This window comes from Moraxella haemolytica (genome assembly GCF_030177935.1).
Taxonomy (GTDB): domain Bacteria; phylum Pseudomonadota; class Gammaproteobacteria; order Pseudomonadales; family Moraxellaceae; genus Moraxella; species Moraxella haemolytica.
Window position 1 is genome coordinate 2,012,409 of record NZ_CP089974.1, and the last position, 17,921, is coordinate 2,030,329.

General features: G+C 44.0%; 18 protein-coding genes. 5 read left to right on the forward strand and 13 right to left on the reverse strand.

The genetic code is table 11. The features are described 5' to 3' along the window. Positions 1-147: 147 nt before the first annotated feature. Genes LU276_RS09450 through LU276_RS09460 form a run of 3 tightly spaced genes read left to right on the forward strand, consistent with a single transcriptional unit; the run spans position 148 to position 3,252 of the window. Positions 148-1,065 (forward strand): acyl-CoA thioesterase, encoded by a 918-nt coding sequence (locus LU276_RS09450; RefSeq protein WP_284673582.1) that lies wholly within the window; start codon positions 148-150, stop codon positions 1,063-1,065. A gap of 14 nt (positions 1,066-1,079) precedes the next feature. Then, a complete protein-coding gene (locus LU276_RS09455; RefSeq protein WP_284673583.1) occupies positions 1,080-2,234 on the forward strand; it encodes a DUF1615 domain-containing protein in 1,155 nt (384 codons plus the stop codon). 34 nt (positions 2,235-2,268) lie between these two features. Further along, entirely contained in the window at positions 2,269-3,252 is a 984-nt protein-coding gene (locus LU276_RS09460) for a CobW family GTP-binding protein (protein WP_284673584.1), read from the forward strand. 106 nt (positions 3,253-3,358) lie between these two features. Here the strand turns inward: LU276_RS09460 and paeA are convergent, their stop codons facing one another. The 4 genes from paeA to ubiG form a co-directional block, all read right to left on the reverse strand. Beyond that, positions 3,359-4,675, reverse strand: a complete 1,317-nt coding sequence (gene paeA, locus LU276_RS09465; RefSeq protein ID WP_284673585.1) for a polyamine export protein PaeA — start codon at positions 4,673-4,675, stop codon at positions 3,359-3,361. Between the two features lie 105 nt (positions 4,676-4,780). Further along, on the reverse strand, positions 4,781-5,542 hold the full coding sequence (locus tag LU276_RS09470; protein ID WP_284673586.1) for a YciK family oxidoreductase: 762 nt from the start codon (positions 5,540-5,542) through the stop codon (positions 4,781-4,783). A gap of 208 nt (positions 5,543-5,750) precedes the next feature. Continuing rightward, complete coding sequence (locus tag LU276_RS09475; RefSeq protein ID WP_284673587.1) at positions 5,751-6,461, reverse strand: HAD family hydrolase; 711 nt, start codon at positions 6,459-6,461, stop codon at positions 5,751-5,753. Positions 6,462-6,463: 2 nt separating this feature from the next. Next, positions 6,464-7,210: a bifunctional 2-polyprenyl-6-hydroxyphenol methylase/3-demethylubiquinol 3-O-methyltransferase UbiG gene (gene ubiG / locus LU276_RS09480; RefSeq protein WP_284673588.1), complete on the reverse strand. Its 747-nt coding sequence runs from the start codon at positions 7,208-7,210 to the stop codon at positions 6,464-6,466. Positions 7,211-7,628: 418 nt separating this feature from the next. On the opposite strand from ubiG, the gene LU276_RS09485 reads away from it, so the two are divergent. Continuing rightward, positions 7,629-8,252 carry a thiol:disulfide interchange protein DsbA/DsbL gene (locus tag LU276_RS09485; protein WP_284673589.1) on the forward strand — a complete coding sequence of 208 codons (624 nt, stop codon included), beginning with the start codon at positions 7,629-7,631 and terminating at the stop codon, positions 8,250-8,252. A gap of 316 nt (positions 8,253-8,568) precedes the next feature. Here LU276_RS09485 and yjgA read toward each other — a convergent pair whose 3' ends face one another. The 9 genes from yjgA to cysK all read right to left on the reverse strand — a co-directional run bounded on the left by yjgA (position 8,569) and on the right by cysK (position 16,279). Further along, a complete protein-coding gene (gene yjgA / locus LU276_RS09490) occupies positions 8,569-9,075 on the reverse strand; it encodes a ribosome biogenesis factor YjgA (RefSeq protein ID WP_284673590.1) in 507 nt (168 codons plus the stop codon). Positions 9,076-9,106: 31 nt separating this feature from the next. Next, on the reverse strand, positions 9,107-9,976 hold the full coding sequence (rapZ, locus tag LU276_RS09495) for an RNase adapter RapZ (protein WP_284673591.1): 870 nt from the start codon (positions 9,974-9,976) through the stop codon (positions 9,107-9,109). A 28-nt stretch (positions 9,977-10,004) separates the two neighbouring features. Continuing rightward, positions 10,005-10,847 carry a pantoate--beta-alanine ligase gene (gene panC / locus LU276_RS09500; protein ID WP_284673592.1) on the reverse strand — a complete coding sequence of 281 codons (843 nt, stop codon included), beginning with the start codon at positions 10,845-10,847 and terminating at the stop codon, positions 10,005-10,007. Positions 10,848-10,864: 17 nt separating this feature from the next. Further along, on the reverse strand, positions 10,865-11,692 hold the full coding sequence (gene panB, locus LU276_RS09505) for a 3-methyl-2-oxobutanoate hydroxymethyltransferase (protein WP_284673593.1): 828 nt from the start codon (positions 11,690-11,692) through the stop codon (positions 10,865-10,867). Between the two features lies 1 nt (position 11,693). Continuing rightward, complete coding sequence (gene folK / locus LU276_RS09510) at positions 11,694-12,185, reverse strand: 2-amino-4-hydroxy-6-hydroxymethyldihydropteridine diphosphokinase (RefSeq protein ID WP_418001295.1); 492 nt, start codon at positions 12,183-12,185, stop codon at positions 11,694-11,696. Between the two features lie 20 nt (positions 12,186-12,205). After that, positions 12,206-13,921 (reverse strand): polynucleotide adenylyltransferase PcnB, encoded by a 1,716-nt coding sequence (gene pcnB, locus LU276_RS09515; RefSeq protein ID WP_284674634.1) that lies wholly within the window; start codon positions 13,919-13,921, stop codon positions 12,206-12,208. 202 nt (positions 13,922-14,123) lie between these two features. Then, positions 14,124-14,477 carry a ComEA family DNA-binding protein gene (locus LU276_RS09520; protein ID WP_284673595.1) on the reverse strand — a complete coding sequence of 118 codons (354 nt, stop codon included), beginning with the start codon at positions 14,475-14,477 and terminating at the stop codon, positions 14,124-14,126. Continuing rightward, positions 14,464-15,291: a nucleoside triphosphate pyrophosphohydrolase gene (mazG, locus tag LU276_RS09525; RefSeq protein ID WP_284673596.1), complete on the reverse strand. Its 828-nt coding sequence runs from the start codon at positions 15,289-15,291 to the stop codon at positions 14,464-14,466. Before mazG ends, LU276_RS09520 begins: the two co-directional genes overlap by 14 nt. Before the next feature lie 58 nt (positions 15,292-15,349). Further along, complete coding sequence (gene cysK, locus LU276_RS09530; RefSeq protein WP_284673597.1) at positions 15,350-16,279, reverse strand: cysteine synthase A; 930 nt, start codon at positions 16,277-16,279, stop codon at positions 15,350-15,352. A gap of 169 nt (positions 16,280-16,448) precedes the next feature. Between cysK and LU276_RS09535 the strand changes: the two genes are divergently transcribed. Then, positions 16,449-17,858 carry a phosphohexomutase domain-containing protein gene (locus LU276_RS09535; protein WP_284673598.1) on the forward strand — a complete coding sequence of 470 codons (1,410 nt, stop codon included), beginning with the start codon at positions 16,449-16,451 and terminating at the stop codon, positions 17,856-17,858. The last annotated feature ends 63 nt before the right edge of the window (positions 17,859-17,921 follow it).

The following is a 17,921-nucleotide window of genomic DNA, read 5'->3' on the forward strand; positions in this document are numbered from 1 at the left end:
TAGATAATATCAGCTTTTTTAATTCGCACAAATCATCAACACAAGATAAATACCAAACAGGTCTGCATGATTGCTTGTTTTTTGTGTTTTAGCCTGCTTGTTTTTATTATTGAACATTATTCACCAAATAGTTAGTAGCTCTCTGCCATGACCCATATTTTTGCCAAAAGCGATGACCCACAAGATTTGGTCGCTGATTTATTACAAACCATCAACCTTAAGCAGACCACCACAGATGTCTTTGTCGGACCGAGCTTTGACTATGTAGGACCTCGCATTTTTGGTGGTCAGGTGTTAGCACAGGCGCTCATGGCGGCAGCGATGACGCTAGAACATGATAAGCCCTGCCACTCTTTGCATGGGTATTTTTTGCGTGGGGGTGATATCCGCTACGATGTGCATTATCAAGTTCGCCGTCTGCGTGATGGGCGCAGTCTATCCGCCCGAGAGGTCATCGCTGTGCAGTACACCCCCAATGATGCAGGCGAGCTGACCGAGCAGGTGATTTTTTCGATGATTGCATCATTCTCACCGATGGAAGGCGGACTTGAATACCAAAAGACCATGCCAAGCTATCCTGACCCACAGACACTGCTGAACGAACAAGAGCTTAAGTCGTCTTATGTGGACAGCATTCCAGATGCCCTAAAAACAAGATTCATGCGAAAACGCCATGTAGAAATCAAGCCCATTGAGGCAAGAGACCCAATCACGCCCAAACCCATGCGACCACGCCAAGCCAACTGGCTACGCATTAGCGAGCTAGGCGAGCATCCTGTAGCGGTACATCAGGCATTGCTAGCTTTTGCTTCTGATTTTTATTTGGTGGGGACAGGGCTGATGAGTCATGGGCTAAGCTACCTAAGTCGTGGATTGCAAGTGGCGAGCATTGACCACTCCATGCACTTTCATCGTCCCTTTGACATCAATGAGTGGTTGCTGTACGATATGTGGAGCGACACCACAAGTCATGCCAAAGGACTCAACCACGGACAATTTTGGCAAGCTGGCAAGCTGGTCGCCACCACACAACAAGAAGGTCTGATGCGTCTGCATTCATCATAGGTTTTATAGTTATTATGCCAAAACGCACATTACCCATCGTGCTTGGTGCTGTTTTTTTGACAGCGTGTAACAGCCCAGAAAGCACCCCTATCAATACATTGAGTGATAAACAAATCGCCAAACTCATTCCTGCTCGTGTGTCCGACAGGGCTTCTTGGGCAGGCGATATCGCACAGATATTTGACCAACTAAAACTACCCAAAACCACCCAAAACATCTGTACTGCCATCGCCGTCATCGATCAAGAATCCAACTTTCGTGCTGATCCGCCTGTTGCCAATTTGGGCAACTTGTCTTTAAAAGCCATCGATGAAAAGCTAGAAGCGAAGTTTGGCAAAATGCTTGCCAAGACCTTTCGTACCATGCTTGAGACCAAACCCTCTACCGAAAACAGCTTCATCAAGCAAATCAAACAAGTCAAAACCGAACGAGAGCTTGATGAACTGTACCAACAAATCTTTGATTATTTTACCAGTACTTATAAGGTCTCAGGGTTGGCACACATTACCAAACTGTCGGGCGAAGGCATTGATGAGCGCATCAATCCCATTACCACACTTGGTTCAATGCAGGTTCATATTGACTATGCTCGCACCCATCGTCGTAGTAGCATGGATGACCGCTCCCTAAGAGCTGACCTATATAGTCAATACGGTGGGCTATACTATGGCATTCACCGCTTGATGATGTACAAGGCAGACTATGACAAGCCTCTGTACCGCTTTGCTGATTATAATTCTGGTATGTATTCTAGTCGCAATGCCGCCTTTCAACAGCGTATCAGTAGCCTAAGTGGCTCAAAAATAGATATTGATGGCGACCTGCTTTTATATAATGGCGGTAGTATCAGCAGTAAAAAAAGCCAAAGCGAGACCGTGCTTATCAAACTGCTCACTAGTGGTCCAACACCATTGAGTGAACGGCAGATTCGCAGCGACCTAAAAAAAGAAAAGTCCAAAGACTTTGAGACAACACAGACCTACCGTGCCATCAACGAAATGTTCAAGAAAAAATACAAAAAAGAGCCAAGTTATGCCATCATGCCTCAAGTAATCATTTCAGGTCCTAAACTTAGCCGTGATTATAATACCAATTGGTTCGCCTCTCGTGTGGATAAACGCTACCAAACTTGCATGGCAACCGCCAAAAAATACAAAATCAAATCATAATCCAAAAAGACCGCAGTCAAGATAAGCCAACAGCATGAGCATACCAACCACCCCTACACGCACACCTGCCACACTCATCACAGGATTTTTAGGGGCGGGTAAAACCACTTTTATCAACGCCTTGCTGTCTTATAAAGATGATGAAAGATGGGGCATTTTGGTGAATGAATTTGGTAACATTGGTATTGATGGAAGTTTATTTGACACCAAAGACATTGATATTCAAGAAGTGAGTGGTGGCTGTATTTGTTGCAACAGTCAGCTACCCATGCAAGTGGCACTACTACAACTATTAAAACATCAGCCCACCCATCTCATCATTGAGCCAACAGGCTTAGCTCATGCAGATGAGCTGATAGAACAGTTTGAACTACCCCATTGGCAAAACACCCTTCGCCTAAATGCCGTCATCTGTATTCTAAATGCCTCACAATGGCAACAAGAACAATATCGCACGCACACCAGTTATCAGATGCACATTAAATATGCCGACATCATCATCGTCAGTCGTGCCGACACACTAAACGATGATGATTATCAGCAGATGATGAGTTGGGCTGATACCATCAATAATACCGCCAAGATCATAAAGTTTACTGATGATGCCTGCCTGCTTGACCTACTACATACCCCAAGAAAGGCACAGCAACCACACACAAACCCCCTGTCTATCAGACCGCCATCACAAATGGCATCACAGCATACCAACGATGGCACATCTTTACCCTATCGTTATCATGAGCGAATGTCAGGCTATGAAGTCGGTGGGTGGCGACTGCCTAAGTCGTGGCGATTTGACAGCTATCGACTACAAAAATGGCTACTTAATCTACCCAGCTACGCTCGTATTAAAGGCATCATGCACACCGATGAAGGTTGGCTGTCTTTGAACATCACGCCAGAAAGCATCACCATCAGCCCCACCACCAAAAGAGATGATGGTAAACTTGAGCTGATTTTGACAAACACTGTCTGCTGGGAAAGCCTTGATGATGAACTGATGGCATTTATTCTTTAAATTTCGTTATTTTCTTATCTATTTTCATTCCATAAAAAAAAGAAGAAATACCCCCTCTTTTTTTATCTAACTTATCATAAAACCAACTAAACAAACCTAATCATGACTATATCCAATCCCGATCTGCCTCATCGGCAGGTAGACGAGTAACAAGCACTTGGTCAATCTTATAATAGTCAATGTCCACCACTTCAAATTTGAGATTCTCATGTACCACAAAGTCAGCAGGTCTAGGAATCTTACGCAAGCGATACATGATAAATCCTGCCAATGTCTCATAATGATCCCAATCATCAAACTCTGTAATATCCAAAGCGTGCTTGACATCATCAATCGGTGTACTGCCATCAATCAACCAAGAATGCTCATCTCGCTTGATGATTTGTTGCTCCTCTTCAATGGGTGCGACCCAATCCCCCATCACAGTTATCATGATATCAGATAAGGTAATCACGCCAACCACAAGGGCGTACTCATTGATGGCAACAGCAAATTTTTCTTTACTAGCACGAAATTTATCCAGTAGCTCTGATAAAGTAAGCGTATCGGGGATAATCAGCACATTTCTAATCGCACTTTCATGGATATTTAAAATAGACTGGTTATTCAAAATTCGCACCAAGATATCTTTGGTGTCAATATAGCCAATCACATTATCAATACTCTCACCACACACCAAAAATTTAGAATACGGATATTCAGCAATCTTTTGGCGGATGCTCTCTTCGCTCTCGTCTAGTGTAAAATACACCACATCTTCACGCACAGTCATAGAAGATGGCACGGTACGCTCTTCTAGCTCAAAGACATTTTCAATAAAATGTTGTTCTTGTTGCAACACCACGCCCGCCTCCGCTCCTGCATCCATGATGGCAGAGACATCATCAAAGGTGATGCTTTCTTCTCGTACGGTATTGATTTTAAAAACACGAAATACCAAGTTGGCGATACCATTGATGACCCAGACAAGGGGTTTGACAATCCTAACCACGACAAGCACAGGGTCAATAACCATGAGTGCCATTTTTTCAGGGTTAATCATGGCAAGGCGTTTGGGAATTAGGTCGGCATACAAGATAAATAGTAGCGTTACCACCACGAAACTGGTAAAAAACGCAATGTTGTCTAAATACTGCCCATCATAAAGATAGCTAATCCACTGAGCAAAATAAGGACGCAACGCCCCCTCACCCACCGAACCGCCCAAGATGGCAACAGCATTTAGACCAATTTGACTGGTGGCAAAAAAATCAGCAGAGTTTTCTTGCAGGTGCATGATTTTATCAGCACGGGCATCACCACCTTCACTGATGAGTTTCAATTTTAATTTTCTAGCACCCGCTAGGGCGATCTCCGAGATGGAAAAAAAGCTAGACACCAAAATCAAAACAGCAATTAAAAATAAATTTTGTAGTAATTCCATGTGAATGACGAAAGTATTAGGTAGATGAAAGATAGTTTATCAAGTTCATGATAAATTGCAAGTATCATCCGCACGCACCAAAAAGGGCGAACACTCGCCCTTTTATTATTTTGGTTGGCAATGAATAACTTGCCCCTTAATACCAGATGCCGAATCGGTCATCAAATACACATAAGCACTCATGATATCCTCAGGTGTTTTTAAGGTATTTGGGTCCTCACCAGGAAAGGCATGAGCTCTCATGTTGGTGCGAGTCGCCCCGGGGTTAATGCAATTAAAGCGTAGGGCGGTGTGGTTTTTGGTCTCTTCGGTAAAAATCGTGCTCATGCCTTCTACCGCTTGCTTGGATAAAGCGTACGCCCCCCAAAATGGTCGCACCTTCGCCACACCAGAGCTAGTAAACACCACCGAGCCACTTGGGGCAGACATCAGTAAAGGAAATAGCGACTGGGTCAGCATAAAGACAGCGGTGGTATTTACACGAATGACTTGCTCAAAAGTGATGGGGTCATACATTTCAAGCGGTGTTAATGCCCCCAAAATTGCAGCATTGTGCAACACCCCATCTAGTCGCCCAAACTCTTTTTGGATTAAAGTGGCAAGCTCATTCATCTGAGCAAAACTTGCATTTTGTAGATCCATTGGCAAGATGGCAGGCATGGCAAGCCCCAACTCTTCTATCTCATCATAGACCGTCTCTAGCTTAGATTGTGTCTTGCCCAACAGTAGTACGGTCGCACCACACTTAGCATAAGTTAAAGCAACCGCCTTACCAATACCAGAGCCAGCCCCTGTTACCAAGATTATTTTATCTTTTAGGCAGGTGGTAGTCGGTGTGTAATGAATGATGTCGTGATGTGTTGTCATGATTGTATCTTTGATTAAAATTGTCAATATCAATGCTTAATTGAGTGCGATGGCTGTTTAATCAATCCTTAAAACACTGTCATCTTAGCAGTTTATTATCTTAATGCCTGCCATGTTACGCTTTAGTCTTAGGCTCATGTTTGTCGTCAACAGCAGTTGGCACAAAAGCATAAAAGTGCGTAGTTCTGATAAGCACATCAACAAGTGCCTAACAGCCATCACCAAGCTGAGCCAAAATAAATTCGCCAAGTTCATGTGTGCTTGCCACCACTTTATCCGCTCCCCACTCGTGTGGGTTCTCATTGGGGACAATATAACCAAACTCCACCGCAACCGTCATCATGTTAGCAGAACGACCTGCTTGTATGTCACGGATATGGTCGCCCACATAAATGCAGTGATCAGCAGTGATTTTTGTGTCATACTTATCATTTAAAAGGCTGACTGCCAAATACATCGGTTCAGGGTCGGGCTTGGTATTGACCACATCATCAGGGCAGACCAGTACACAGCAACGGTCGGTTAAGGCAAGTTTAGCCAATAATTGCTCGGCTAAATATCTAGGTTTATTCGTAACAATGCCCCAAGCCACACCTTGACGCTCAAGGGTCGTTAATAGCTCATCTAGTCCGTCAAAGAGTCGGCTATCCACACAGATATCCTGCTCGTAAAGGTCTAAGAATTCTTGGCGGTAGGCAAGCAATCTCTCATCAGTATCCATACTCTGAGCAAGCTCATCACCGAACATCAGGCGTACCATCGCCCTTGCACCTGCCGAAACTTGCTCACGAATGGCAACATCTGTTGGCGGTAAGTGGTCGTATTTATGACACATCTGCTTGATGATGCGGATAAAATCAGGGGCGGTATCAATGAGCGTGCCATCTAGGTCAAATAAAACAGCCTTGATTGTTGTCATGCTTACCTACCATCATGCTTTTTGGTAAATGCCATCATATAATTAACATCAACATTCGCATTAGATAGCCAAAATCTTTTGGTTAGTGGATTATAATGCAGTCCTGTCATATCCATGCGGTCAAAACCCGCTCGGATTGCCATTTGATCAAGCTCGGCTGGCGTGATGAATTTATGGTAATCATGCGTACCCTTATCCACCAATCTCAACACATACTCCGCCCCCAAAATGGCGAACAAATAGGATTTGGGGTTGCGATTGATGGTTGAAGCAACAAATACGCCACCAGCTTTTAATAGAGTAAAGCATGCCTCAATGATGGCAGATGGATTGGGCACATGCTCCAACATTTCCATGCAAGTAACCACATCATAAACGCCCGCCTGCTCTTTGGCTAGCTCCTCTATCGCCACACATCGAAACGACAGGCTGTCTGCCATGCCAGTCCGCTCAGCATGAATCCTGCCAGCATGAAGGTTTTCTTCTCCTAGATCCACACCCAACACTTTCGCCCCACGCACCGCCATCGAATGCGACAAAATACCACCGCCACAACCAACATCCAGTACGCTTTTGTTTAACAGTGGTGAGCCATACTGCTCTTGTGCCTTATCTTCAATCCAGTTTAATCGCAACGGATTGATGTCATGCAAAGACTTAAATGCCCCATTTCTATCCCACCATTCATCGGCAAGACGGGTAAATTTACCAATTTCATCAAAATCAACATTCTGCTGTGCTGTGTGCATATTTATTCCAAGATTAGGCATACTGCCAATATCTTATCATCTTAGGCAAAATTAAGCAAAAATTTACGCTTCTGGCAATACATCTCTAACAATACGCACCAATCAACCACAACCATTAACCTGCTCACCAAAACACCACCAAAACCCACAAAAATGCCAAAGTATCACCCCAATCAGCCAAACACAGTCTATCAAATCGCATGAGTATGCAAAATCACCACAATCTGTAAGAGAGTGTTAATAAATCTGTTACTCTTTTTTACCAAAAATGCGGTAAACTATCGCAATATTTTTATTTGCATTATTTCAATGACGAGTCAAATTTGATAAAATGAGTAATCTTGACAATTTTTATCAATGAGTGCTAACAAAAGCGGGTGAAAGTTTGTTGCCCAATGCCGTTTTATAAGGATTTCCAATGAAATACATCCCAAAGTTCTCTCTACTGGTAACTGCCATCGCCTTAGCAGGTCAGGCATTTGCTGCCGATTTTGTTGAAGGCAAAGACTATCAAAAAGTCGCCAACCCTGAAAACATTGCAGGGGACATCATCGTTGTTCGTGAGTTCTTTTGGTATGGTTGCCCACATTGTTACGCCCTAGAACCACATATGCAAAAATGGGCAAAAACTCGTGCCAAAGATGTGGCATTTTTCCGCACCCCTGCCGCCATGAATCCTGTCTGGGAAGTGCCTGCTCGTGGTTTTTATGCTGCTCAGCAGATGGGGCTTGAAAACAAAACCCATCAAGCACTATTTGACGCTGTGCATAAAGATGGCAAAAGAAACATCATCTCTAATCAAGAAAATTTAGCGAACTGGTATGCTTCACAAGGTGCCGACAAAAGCAAATTTAACAGCTTCTACAACTCATTTTCCGTAAGCACCAAGATTGAGCGTGCCAAACAAGGGGCAACTCGCTACCAGTTGACAGGCGTGCCTGCGGTCGTAGTACATGGTAAATATGTCGTACCTGGTACAGATGAAAAAGTAACACAAGTTGTTGATTTTCTTATTAACAAAGTGCGTAATGAAAAACAATAACTCATACAAATCCCTTCAAAAACCAAGCCTGCATTCTCATGCAGGCTTTTTTGTCGGCAATCGCTTACACTTATTGACGACATTTACCAATAGCAAAACATGGCTGATTTTGAGATACTATGCACACAGCGAAGGATAAGGTAAACGGAGCTACCAACTAAGGATAGATGCTGTAACATGGAGTAAACGCAAAGGGCAAGATCGCCGAAGGACTAAAGTAATAAAGCCGAGTGTTTGACATTCGGCTTTATTACTTTAGTCTAGTGCATTTATTCGCTTGATTACATTGGCATGGGCGATGATGCATGGACATTCATCACATTGATAAGATTGCCACTTCTTTGACATAGCTTGTAAAATCTGCTTCACTCTCCAACAATAGTTCATCATCACCTAAATGCTTGGCGTATGCTATCCACAATAACAACTGATAGACACTGTTGTATTCTGCCTTTTTAAACTGCTTAACAAACTGCTTCATCGCACCATCATCGTGTAGCTGTAAGCGAGATAACCACGCTTCAATCTTGGTGCGTTGCTCAGGCGTAAACAACATCTCAAATAAAGCCTGCGTCAGCACATGACGATCTTCTTCAATGATGAGTTTACCCACTCGCTTGATTTGACGGTTTTTGGCGGCAACACTATTGATTTGGATAAGGTGCTTTAATTCTTCCAAAAAATACTCACTGACAGGCAGATTGTCTAACTGTTTTTTGGATAAATTGGCAAGTGGCTCGCATAGAGCTTGCAGACGCTCATGAGCTTTTTTAATCTCGGTGCGAGATACTCGCATGTCTTGTTTTGACCAGTCGATGTTCATGGATATTCTCTTTTTGATTAACTGAATAAATTCACCAGTGGCGTTTTTCACGGTGCTTGACGATGACTGGCATATTGGCAGGCAATCTAAGCCTTAACAGCTCACCCACCATCTCATTGATATACACCGAGCGATGTTTACCACCTGTGCAACCGATGCCAATAGTAACAATATAGCGGTTATTATTTAAGAAGCTAGGCAACCATTTTTCCAAAAAGTCTGCGATGTCATGTGCCATGTCATCCACTTCTGGATAACCAGCAAAAAATGCCTTAACTTCATCATCACGACCTGTCTGCACCCGAAGACGCTCTTGCCAATATGGATTGGGCAAGATACGCACATCAAAGATAAAATCAGCGTCAATAGGTGCACCATTTTTAAAGCCAAAAGACAGCAGATTGACCACCACGACATTATCCACGCCGATGTGGTCTCTTACCTTTTCTTTTAGCTCGTGGATATTAAGCATACTGGTATCTATCTTAATATCTGCAAGGTTAGCGACAGGCTGTAATAACTCTATCTCTTTGGCCAGTGCGTTAGGCAGGCTATTGACAGTTGGCATGAGCGGATGCACACGGCGAGTCGCTCCAAAACGAGCCACCAGTACGCTCTCTTGGGTGGTGGCATACAACACCTTAACCGCATCGCCATATTTACTCATCAAAGTGGCATAAACCGCAGGAAAATTAGATAAATCCGCTTTCGGTGCACGCACATCAATGCCAAGTGCAACTTTTTTCATGTCGTTGCCAATCAAATCATCCACCGCTTGACCAACCAATGACAACAACAGATTATCAATGACATAAAAACCAAAATCTTCTAAGATATTGAGTATCGAGGTTTTGCCAGAGCCTGATCGCCCTGAGACGATGATGATTTGTGTATCTGTCATACAAAATTCCTTACCGTAGTCATCTGCGTTATGACAAGACCATCTCCAAATTATCCAAAAGCCTTGCACGCCCCACAAAGACAGCTGCCAATATAACCAAATTTTTATCGTCAGGGCTAATCGGTTGTAGCCGATCATTTAAAAGCTCTAAATAATCAACTTTTAGATTTAGGGCTGTCAATTCATCATTGTACTTTTGAATGATATTGGCATAGTCAGCAAAATCTGCCTTTTGAATGTCGCTTTTAATTTTTTGCAAGGTTTGCTGAATGACTGGGGCAATTTTTCTTTGGTCATCAGATAAATAGCCGTTTCTTGACGACAACGCCAAGCCGTCATTAGCACGCACAACATCCACCCCAACGACATCAATGCCAAAATTTAATTCATCATTTAACTGGCGAATGATGGCAAGCTGTTGATAGTCTTTTTTGCCAAAGACCGCCACATCAGGACGCACAATATTAAAAAGCTTTGAAACCACCAACCCCACCCCATCAAAATGCGTAGGACGACTTTTACCGCATAAAACTTTGGTTATCTCACCGCTTAATACCTGTACATTCGGCGGATAAGTCGGATACATCTCTGCCACACTGGGTGCAAAAACGAAGTTAGCTTCAGCGTTTTGTAATTTTTGACAATCTTCATCTAGCGTTCGTGGATAGCTGTCAAAATCTTCGCCTACGCCAAACTGCGTAGGATTAACAAAAATACTCACCACAACAATATCAGCGTATTGTTTGGCGGTTTTGACAAGCTGAATATGCCCTGCGTGCAGATTACCCATTGTGGGGACAAGGGCGATTTTTTGATGGCGATGTGCCGTCAGTTGAGCTTGCAGGTCTGCAATGGTGTTAAGAATTTTCATATTCATCAAACTTTGACTTAAAAACTGTGTTCTACACTAGGGAATGAACCGTCCTTGACCGACCGATGATAATTAACAAACGCTCCTAAAATATCGCCTGTCGTATTGCCATCATCCTTTAAGAAGTCTTTAACAAATCTAGCAGGCTTGCGAGTATGCACGCCCAACATATCGTGCATCACAAGCACCTGACCATCTGTACCTGCACCTGCCCCAATACCGATAACAGGCACGGCAAACTGCTGAGTAACGATTGTAGCAAGGCTTGCAGGCACACATTCAAGCAAAATGATGCTCGCCCCTGCATTGACTAAAATCTCACAATCTTTAATAAGTCTATCCGCTTGCTCATCTGTCTTGCCTTGCACCTTATATCCGCCAAAGACATTAACCGACTGTGGTGTCAATCCTAAATGCACGCAGGTTGGCACACCGTTTTTGGCAAGAATCTCAACAATGGGTGCAAGCTCACTACCACCTTCAATCTTGACAACATTCGCCCCCGCCTGCATCACCGCACGACTGCTGACAATCGCATCATGAATCGTGGCATAGCTCATGAATGGCAAATCAGTCAAAATCAAGGCATGCTGATTGGCTCGAGCGACATTGGCGGTATGATAGACCATATCTGCCACCGCAACAGGCAAAGTAGAGGCCTGTCCTTGCACCACCATACCCAAGCTATCACCAATCAAAATCGCATCAATCTTAGCAAGTTCCATCAGATGGGCAAAAGACGCATCGTAGCAGGTTAAGCAACTAAACTTTTCGCCAGTTTTTTTAAATTTGGTTAGGGTGGATAAGGTAGTAGGAGCTGTTGGTTTTTCGGCTAAGTAGGTCATATTATTTTTCTTGTTTTATCAATCCGTCATGACAAGAAGCGATGGTCAGTTCGGCAATTTTGATATCACCAATCACAAGGCTAGGGTCCAACTCAAGCAGTGGAATAACCACAAAATTTCTTAGCAAAATCTCTTTATGTGGCACAATTAAGCGTTCATTATGAATTATCTCATCGCCATACAGCAAGACATCTACATCAAGCGAGCGTTCACCCCAGCGTCTTAGCCGTACTCGCCCTGCACTATTTTCTAGGGCTTGACAAACATCAAGTAGCTCAAGTGGGGCAAGCGTAGTCTTAGCAGACAACACCGCATTAACAAAATCAGGCTGGTCGGTAACGCCATAAGCCTTTGATGAATACAACGATGACAACCTGACATCACAAAAACGCTCATCGGTCAGCAGGGCATCACGCACCGCCAAAATGTGGCTGGTCGGGTCGCCCAATTCATTAGCAATGTTGCCACCAAGCCCCAAATAAATCCGTACCATCTCCGTCATGATTGCACCCATTAGTCCTGCAATCGTGGTTTGGCGTTGGGTTTTTTGCGTTTTTTGGATTTGGTGGTTTTGTCGTTAGCATTGGCTTTTTTGGGCTGTTGTGTCTGCTTGGATTTTGGTTTGGCGGACTTCACAGGCTGACCACTGACATCTGACTCAGTCAATCCAAGTAGCTTATCTTTGATGGATAATAGCGATGATGGCTGACGCTTACGGTAGCGGCGAGCAGGAATGTATGGCTCATCATTATTGAGTAGTTTTAAAAATTCTGCTTGCGTATAATTCACCTGCTCAAAAGTCGGCACAATCACCTCACGCAGGCGAGGCGTGGCTTTTTGGTCTTTTGGTAAAAACTCATCAAGGTTTTTGGCGACAAAGAGTGGCTTGCGAACTTGCGTCTGATCAGTTTCATCATACTCAGATGCTGATAACTGCTGTAGTTGTAACAGCTCATCATTCATGCCACTTCTTTGACGGCGGCGGCGTGATGGGGTGCCTGCAGTGCTACCACCATTGGTAAAAGCCTCAATCATCTGTGCTTTTTGGATAGCATCTGCATCTTGATAAGCCTGCCACCACTTACCCATACCATTGGTCGACTCGGACAGTTCATGCTTATCATGCACCTCTCTTACAACCAAAAAATCAAACGCCGCACGGAACTTGGCGTGACGCTCAAGAGTAGCAATATCACGCACACGAGGATTGGCAAGTTTGGGCTGCATTAGCCAAATACTTGTGATAAATTCTTCAGCAAATTTTGGAATGGCGGTTTTTAGACGCTGAGCGTCAATGACCTTGGCAGCAGATTTTTGCTGTGCTTCATAAAAAGGCAAGCCTTTTTTCTTAAGTTTGGCAAGCTGATGCAAATAATTTTCCCACAAAAGTGCCGCATAAAAAAACGCAGGATTTACCCCTTTGCCCATATTAACACGCTTATCGGTATTATTTGCAATAGCCATCATCAATGGTGTCGGCTGTTTTGGTGCATAGGTCATCAAGCTACTCATCGCACCATGTTGAAAAAGCAGTGGCAACAGTGGGGTCAGATAACCCCCCACAAACATTTTGACCGTCTCATCATATAAGCGATGAGCAGACACCTGCTCAAGTAGCGACCAGTTAGTCTCATGAAACTGCCGTGCCAACTCATCATCAAATTCAAAGCTCAATTTCGCCTTAAATCGCAAGGCACGAAGCAGACGCACAGGGTCTTCTTCTATTCGCACTTTAGCATCGCCTAGAAGCCTTAATACACCGCTTTTAATATCAGCAGTTGCCCCACAAAAATCAAGCACTTCGCCTTTGATTGGCTGATAATATAAAGCATTAACAGAAAAATCACGACGAGCAAAGTCCTGCTCTATCGTCCCCCAGACATTATCACGAGTAATCATGCCGTCTTCGGTGGTATGTGTGTCGTCCTTAGGCGGTGCACGAAAAGTCGCCACTTCTATCATTTCACGCCCAGAATAAACATGGGCAAGCTGAAAACGCTTACCAATGATACGACAACGACCACCAAAAACTGCCTTAATCTCATGCGGACGAGCATTCGTCACTGCATCAAAATCCTTCGGCACAAGCCCCAAAAGACTATCACGCACACCGCCCCCCACGATATACGCCTCAAAGCCCGCCTTAGTCAAGGTACTGGCCACCTCAATAATGCTGTGTGGCAAAGCCGACTTGCTCAGACCAAGTGCTTTATCGTGATGCACAACCATTTTTTGTGTTTTCTTGGTTTTTCTGCTTCGGCTTGACTTATTGGATCTACCAAAGTTCGCTGGCTGATACGCCATGCTTAACTTCTCCTTGATGGTTATAAAATATTTTTTATGATAAAACCATCTATTTTAACTGTTATTGACAAAAAAAGCGACAACCGCCTCTTTTTTATCCAAAAATGCTGCCCAAACACCCATCTGATCAATCCAAAACACTCAATCGGTGCCTGTTTTTATCCAAAATCGCTTGCCCAATACCCTTTACCTGCATCAAATCATCTACCCGCTCAAACCGTCTTATCTGTGTGCGGTACTTGATGATGCGTTCGGCAGTGGCAACACCCACCCCTTGCAGGCTAGCAAAGTCGCTGGCAGTGGCGGTGTTAATGTTGATGGGCTTAGTGCGTGGTTTTTTAATGAGTTGCTCATAGGCACTGATGGCATCAAGATAGCATTGTTCTTTGGCGGTGGCGGTAGGTGAAAGAAAAACCGTAGCAATCACACCCATGACAAGTAAGATGTTCAATCGTGCACACATACCATCACCGCTTTTCATCAGCCTTTGCCATGTTCCAATAGTTATCCATCTCAGCCAAGTCGCTTTCTGCTAGCGTTTTGCCTTGTGCCATCAACGACTGCTCAACATAGGCAAATCGGCGTTTAAATTTACTATTAGCATCTTGCAACGCCATTTCAGCGTCAATATCTAGATGACGAGCCAGATTGGTCAGCACAAATAACACATCGCCAAGCTCGCCTGCAATCTTGTCTTTTTGGGTGTCATTGAGCTTATCGGTCTTATAAGCAAAATCAGGCGTGGGCAATTCGGCTTGTAACTCGCCTAGTTCCTCTTGCAATTTACCCAATACACCACCCAGATTTTCCCAATCAAAACCCACCTTAGCAGATGATTTTTGTAAATTTTGGGCTGTCATCAGTGCCGTACCTGCCCTTACCTCTGATAGCAACCGTTTTGGACGATTTTTATTTTCGGCAGCTTTAATCTCGTTCCAACGGCGTTTGACATCTTCATCTGTTTGTAGGTTTTCTTTGTCAAAGACATGGGGGTGCCTGCGTATCAGCTTTTCTTGCAAGGCATGAATGACATCACCCATATCAAATCTTCCTGCTTCAGCATATAGATGAGCATGAAAGATGACCTGCAACAACACATCGCCAAGCTCACCTTTAATATCATCTGTGGCAGATGGGCTTTGGTCATCATTGCTAATTGCCTCTATGAGTTCAAAGACTTCTTCTAGGGCGTATTTTTGCAAAGATTGGTTGGTTTGTTTAGCGTCCCAAGGGCAATCGGCACGAAGGCGTTTCATGAGAGCGACAAGGTCAGTAAAATTGGGCGTAGGAGTCATGACACCATCCAAAAATAAACCCCATGATAGCACATCATGGGGTTTGATAAAAGAGATACTATTGAGCCAAATCAGCAAACAACGCCGTGGATAAGTACCGCTCGCCTGATGAAGGTACCACCACCACAATCATTTTGCCTGCATTTTCAGGACGACTTGCCACTTGTAGTGCTGACCAAACGGCTGCTCCTGCACTAATACCCACCAAAATCCCTTCTTTTTCTGTCATCTGGCGAGCTGTGGCAAAAGCAGAGTCTGCCGTAACCGTGATGACCTCATCATAAATTTTGGTGTTTAAAATACTTGGTACAAAACCAGGAGCCAAACCTTGTAATTTATGAGGTCCTTTTTCGCCGCCACTAAATACGGGTGAATCAGATGGCTCTACTGCGATGATTTGCACGCTTGGTTTTTTGGACTTTAATACCTCGCCCACGCCTGTAATCGTGCCACCTGTGCCGATACCTGCCACCACAATATCCACCTGTCCGTCCGTATCATTCCAGATTTCTTCGGCGGTTGTCTCACGGTGAATCTTGGGGTTGGCTAAGTTATCAAACTGGCGTGGCATAAAATAGCCATCTTTGCTTGCCAGCTCATTTGCCTTAGCAATCGCCCCACCCATACCCTCTGATGCAGGGGTTAGCACCAGCTCTGCTCCGTATGCACGAAGCAAAGCACGGCGTTCTAAGCTCATGCTCTCTGGCATGGTGATGACAAGCTGATAACCCTTAGAAGCACACACCATGGCAAGCCCGATGCCTGTATTGCCACTCGTGGCTTCTACAATTTTGGTATTTTTGTCAATCAAGCCATCTTTTTCAGCTTCATTAATCATAGAGATGGCGATGCGGTCTTTAACCGAGCTTGCTGGGTTGAAATACTCTAGTTTAGCAACCACACGAGCAGGCAAACCTTCAGTTAGGCGGTTTAACGCCACCAAAGGCGTGTTGCCAATGAGATCTGTGATGTTCTTAGCGATATTCATGATAGGTCTCCGATATATAATAGCATAATCATCATAACAAACTTTTCTCAAAATTTATAGGCAAAAAAAGTTAAGAGTTATTCTATTTTAGAATTTTAACAACCCATCATTTTTGTTGGTAAAAACATGGTAAAATTAAACTTATTTTTATTGATAATCAGGATAACCTATGACCACTTTTGCCCCCATCTCCATCTCCTGCTTTAAAGCATATGATGTGCGTGGCGAGCTTGATGTTAATTTAGATAGCACCATTGCTTATCGCATTGGGCGTGCTTTTGCCCAGTATTTAAACAATGGCAAAGACAACCCCGCCATCGTGGTTGGTTCAGACATTCGCCCCTCTAGCGAATGCCTAAAACAATCTGTCATTGATGGCATTACAGATGCAGGTGTTAATGTCATTGACTTGGGCATGACAGGCACCGAAGAAGTTTATTTTGCCACCAGCCACTACAACGCCATCGGTGGTGTTGAAGTAACCGCAAGCCACAACCCCATCAATTACAACGGTCTAAAAATGGTGCGTGAAAACTCTCGCCCCATCAGTGCTGACACAGGTCTGACAGACATTCGCACCATCGCCGAAAACGGTGAGTTTGTACACGCCACCAAAGGCAAAGTTAGCCTAATTACCAACAAAACCGCCTATATTGACAAGCTCATGAGCTTCACCAACACCGCCAAATTTAGCCCAAAAAAAATCGTAGTCAATAGCGGTAATGGGTCAGCAGGTCCTGTGGTTGATGAGCTTGAACAGCGTCTTGGCGATAAAATTGAGCTCATCAAAATACACCACACCCCAGATGGTTCATTTCCCAATGGCATTCCAAATCCCATGATTACCGCCAACCAACAAGTCACTTCACAGGCGGTCATCGCTCACAAGGCAGACTTTGGTGTGGCGTTTGATGGGGATTTTGACAGATGTTTTTTGTTTGATGAACAAGGCAGATTTATTGAAGGCTCATACATCGTAGGTATGTTGGCCGAGGTCTTTTTAAAAAAACATCAAGGTCAATCCATCGTCTATGACCCTCGTGTGATTTATAACACCCAAAACATCATCGCCAACAATGGTGGCATACCTGCCATCAGCAAATCAGGGCATTCATTCATCAAGCAAGTCATGCGTGAAACAGGGGCGATTTATGGTGGCGAAATGTCCGCCCACCATTATTTCCGTGATTTTGCCTATTGCGATAGTGGCATGATTGTCTGGCTACTTGTCATTGAGCTCTTATCGGTAACAGGTAAAACATTATCAGAGTTGGTCAACGGCTACATTGCCGATTTTCCAAGTTCAGGAGAGCTAAACTTTCGCTTGGGTGCTTTGACCGCAGATGACATTTGTGCCAAACTTGAACAAACATACAAAGAATTTCACCCCACCAAAAACACCCTAGATGGTTTGAGTCTAGATTTTGGTCATTGGCGATTCAACCTGCGTTCGTCCAATACCGAGCCACTCATTCGCCTTAATATTGAAACCAAAGGCGACTCAACGCTCCTAACAACCAAAACCGATGAGATTTTGACGCTACTAGCAGAATCTGGAGCGGTGAGTGCCGATCATTAGGTGTATGCCAGTATAATAAAAGTCCTACCAACCGCAGGACTTTTATTATTTTTTTATGGCAGA

Coding starts and splice junctions, on each gene's coding strand:
- folK (WP_418001295.1), bottom strand. CDS start 12,185: ATGGTACGGATTTATTTGGGGCTTGGTGGCAACATTGCTAATGAATTG.
- LU276_RS09455 (WP_284673583.1), top strand. CDS start 1,080: ATGCCAAAACGCACATTACCCATCGTGCTTGGTGCTGTTTTTTTGACA.
- LU276_RS09460 (WP_284673584.1), top strand. CDS start 2,269: ATGAGCATACCAACCACCCCTACACGCACACCTGCCACACTCATCACA.
- panB (WP_284673593.1), bottom strand. CDS start 11,692: ATGACCTACTTAGCCGAAAAACCAACAGCTCCTACTACCTTATCCACC.
- rapZ (WP_284673591.1), bottom strand. CDS start 9,976: ATGACAGATACACAAATCATCATCGTCTCAGGGCGATCAGGCTCTGGC.
- paeA (WP_284673585.1), bottom strand. CDS start 4,675: ATGGAATTACTACAAAATTTATTTTTAATTGCTGTTTTGATTTTGGTG.
- LU276_RS09485 (WP_284673589.1), top strand. CDS start 7,629: ATGAAATACATCCCAAAGTTCTCTCTACTGGTAACTGCCATCGCCTTA.
- mazG (WP_284673596.1), bottom strand. CDS start 15,291: ATGACTCCTACGCCCAATTTTACTGACCTTGTCGCTCTCATGAAACGC.
- panC (WP_284673592.1), bottom strand. CDS start 10,847: ATGAAAATTCTTAACACCATTGCAGACCTGCAAGCTCAACTGACGGCA.
- LU276_RS09450 (WP_284673582.1), top strand. CDS start 148: ATGACCCATATTTTTGCCAAAAGCGATGACCCACAAGATTTGGTCGCT.
- ubiG (WP_284673588.1), bottom strand. CDS start 7,210: ATGCACACAGCACAGCAGAATGTTGATTTTGATGAAATTGGTAAATTT.
- pcnB (WP_284674634.1), bottom strand. CDS start 13,921: ATGGTTGTGCATCACGATAAAGCACTTGGTCTGAGCAAGTCGGCTTTG.
- LU276_RS09475 (WP_284673587.1), bottom strand. CDS start 6,461: ATGACAACAATCAAGGCTGTTTTATTTGACCTAGATGGCACGCTCATT.
- LU276_RS09470 (WP_284673586.1), bottom strand. CDS start 5,542: ATGACAACACATCACGACATCATTCATTACACACCGACTACCACCTGC.
- yjgA (WP_284673590.1), bottom strand. CDS start 9,075: ATGAACATCGACTGGTCAAAACAAGACATGCGAGTATCTCGCACCGAG.
- cysK (WP_284673597.1), bottom strand. CDS start 16,279: ATGAATATCGCTAAGAACATCACAGATCTCATTGGCAACACGCCTTTG.
- LU276_RS09535 (WP_284673598.1), top strand. CDS start 16,449: ATGACCACTTTTGCCCCCATCTCCATCTCCTGCTTTAAAGCATATGAT.
- LU276_RS09520 (WP_284673595.1), bottom strand. CDS start 14,477: ATGAAAAGCGGTGATGGTATGTGTGCACGATTGAACATCTTACTTGTC.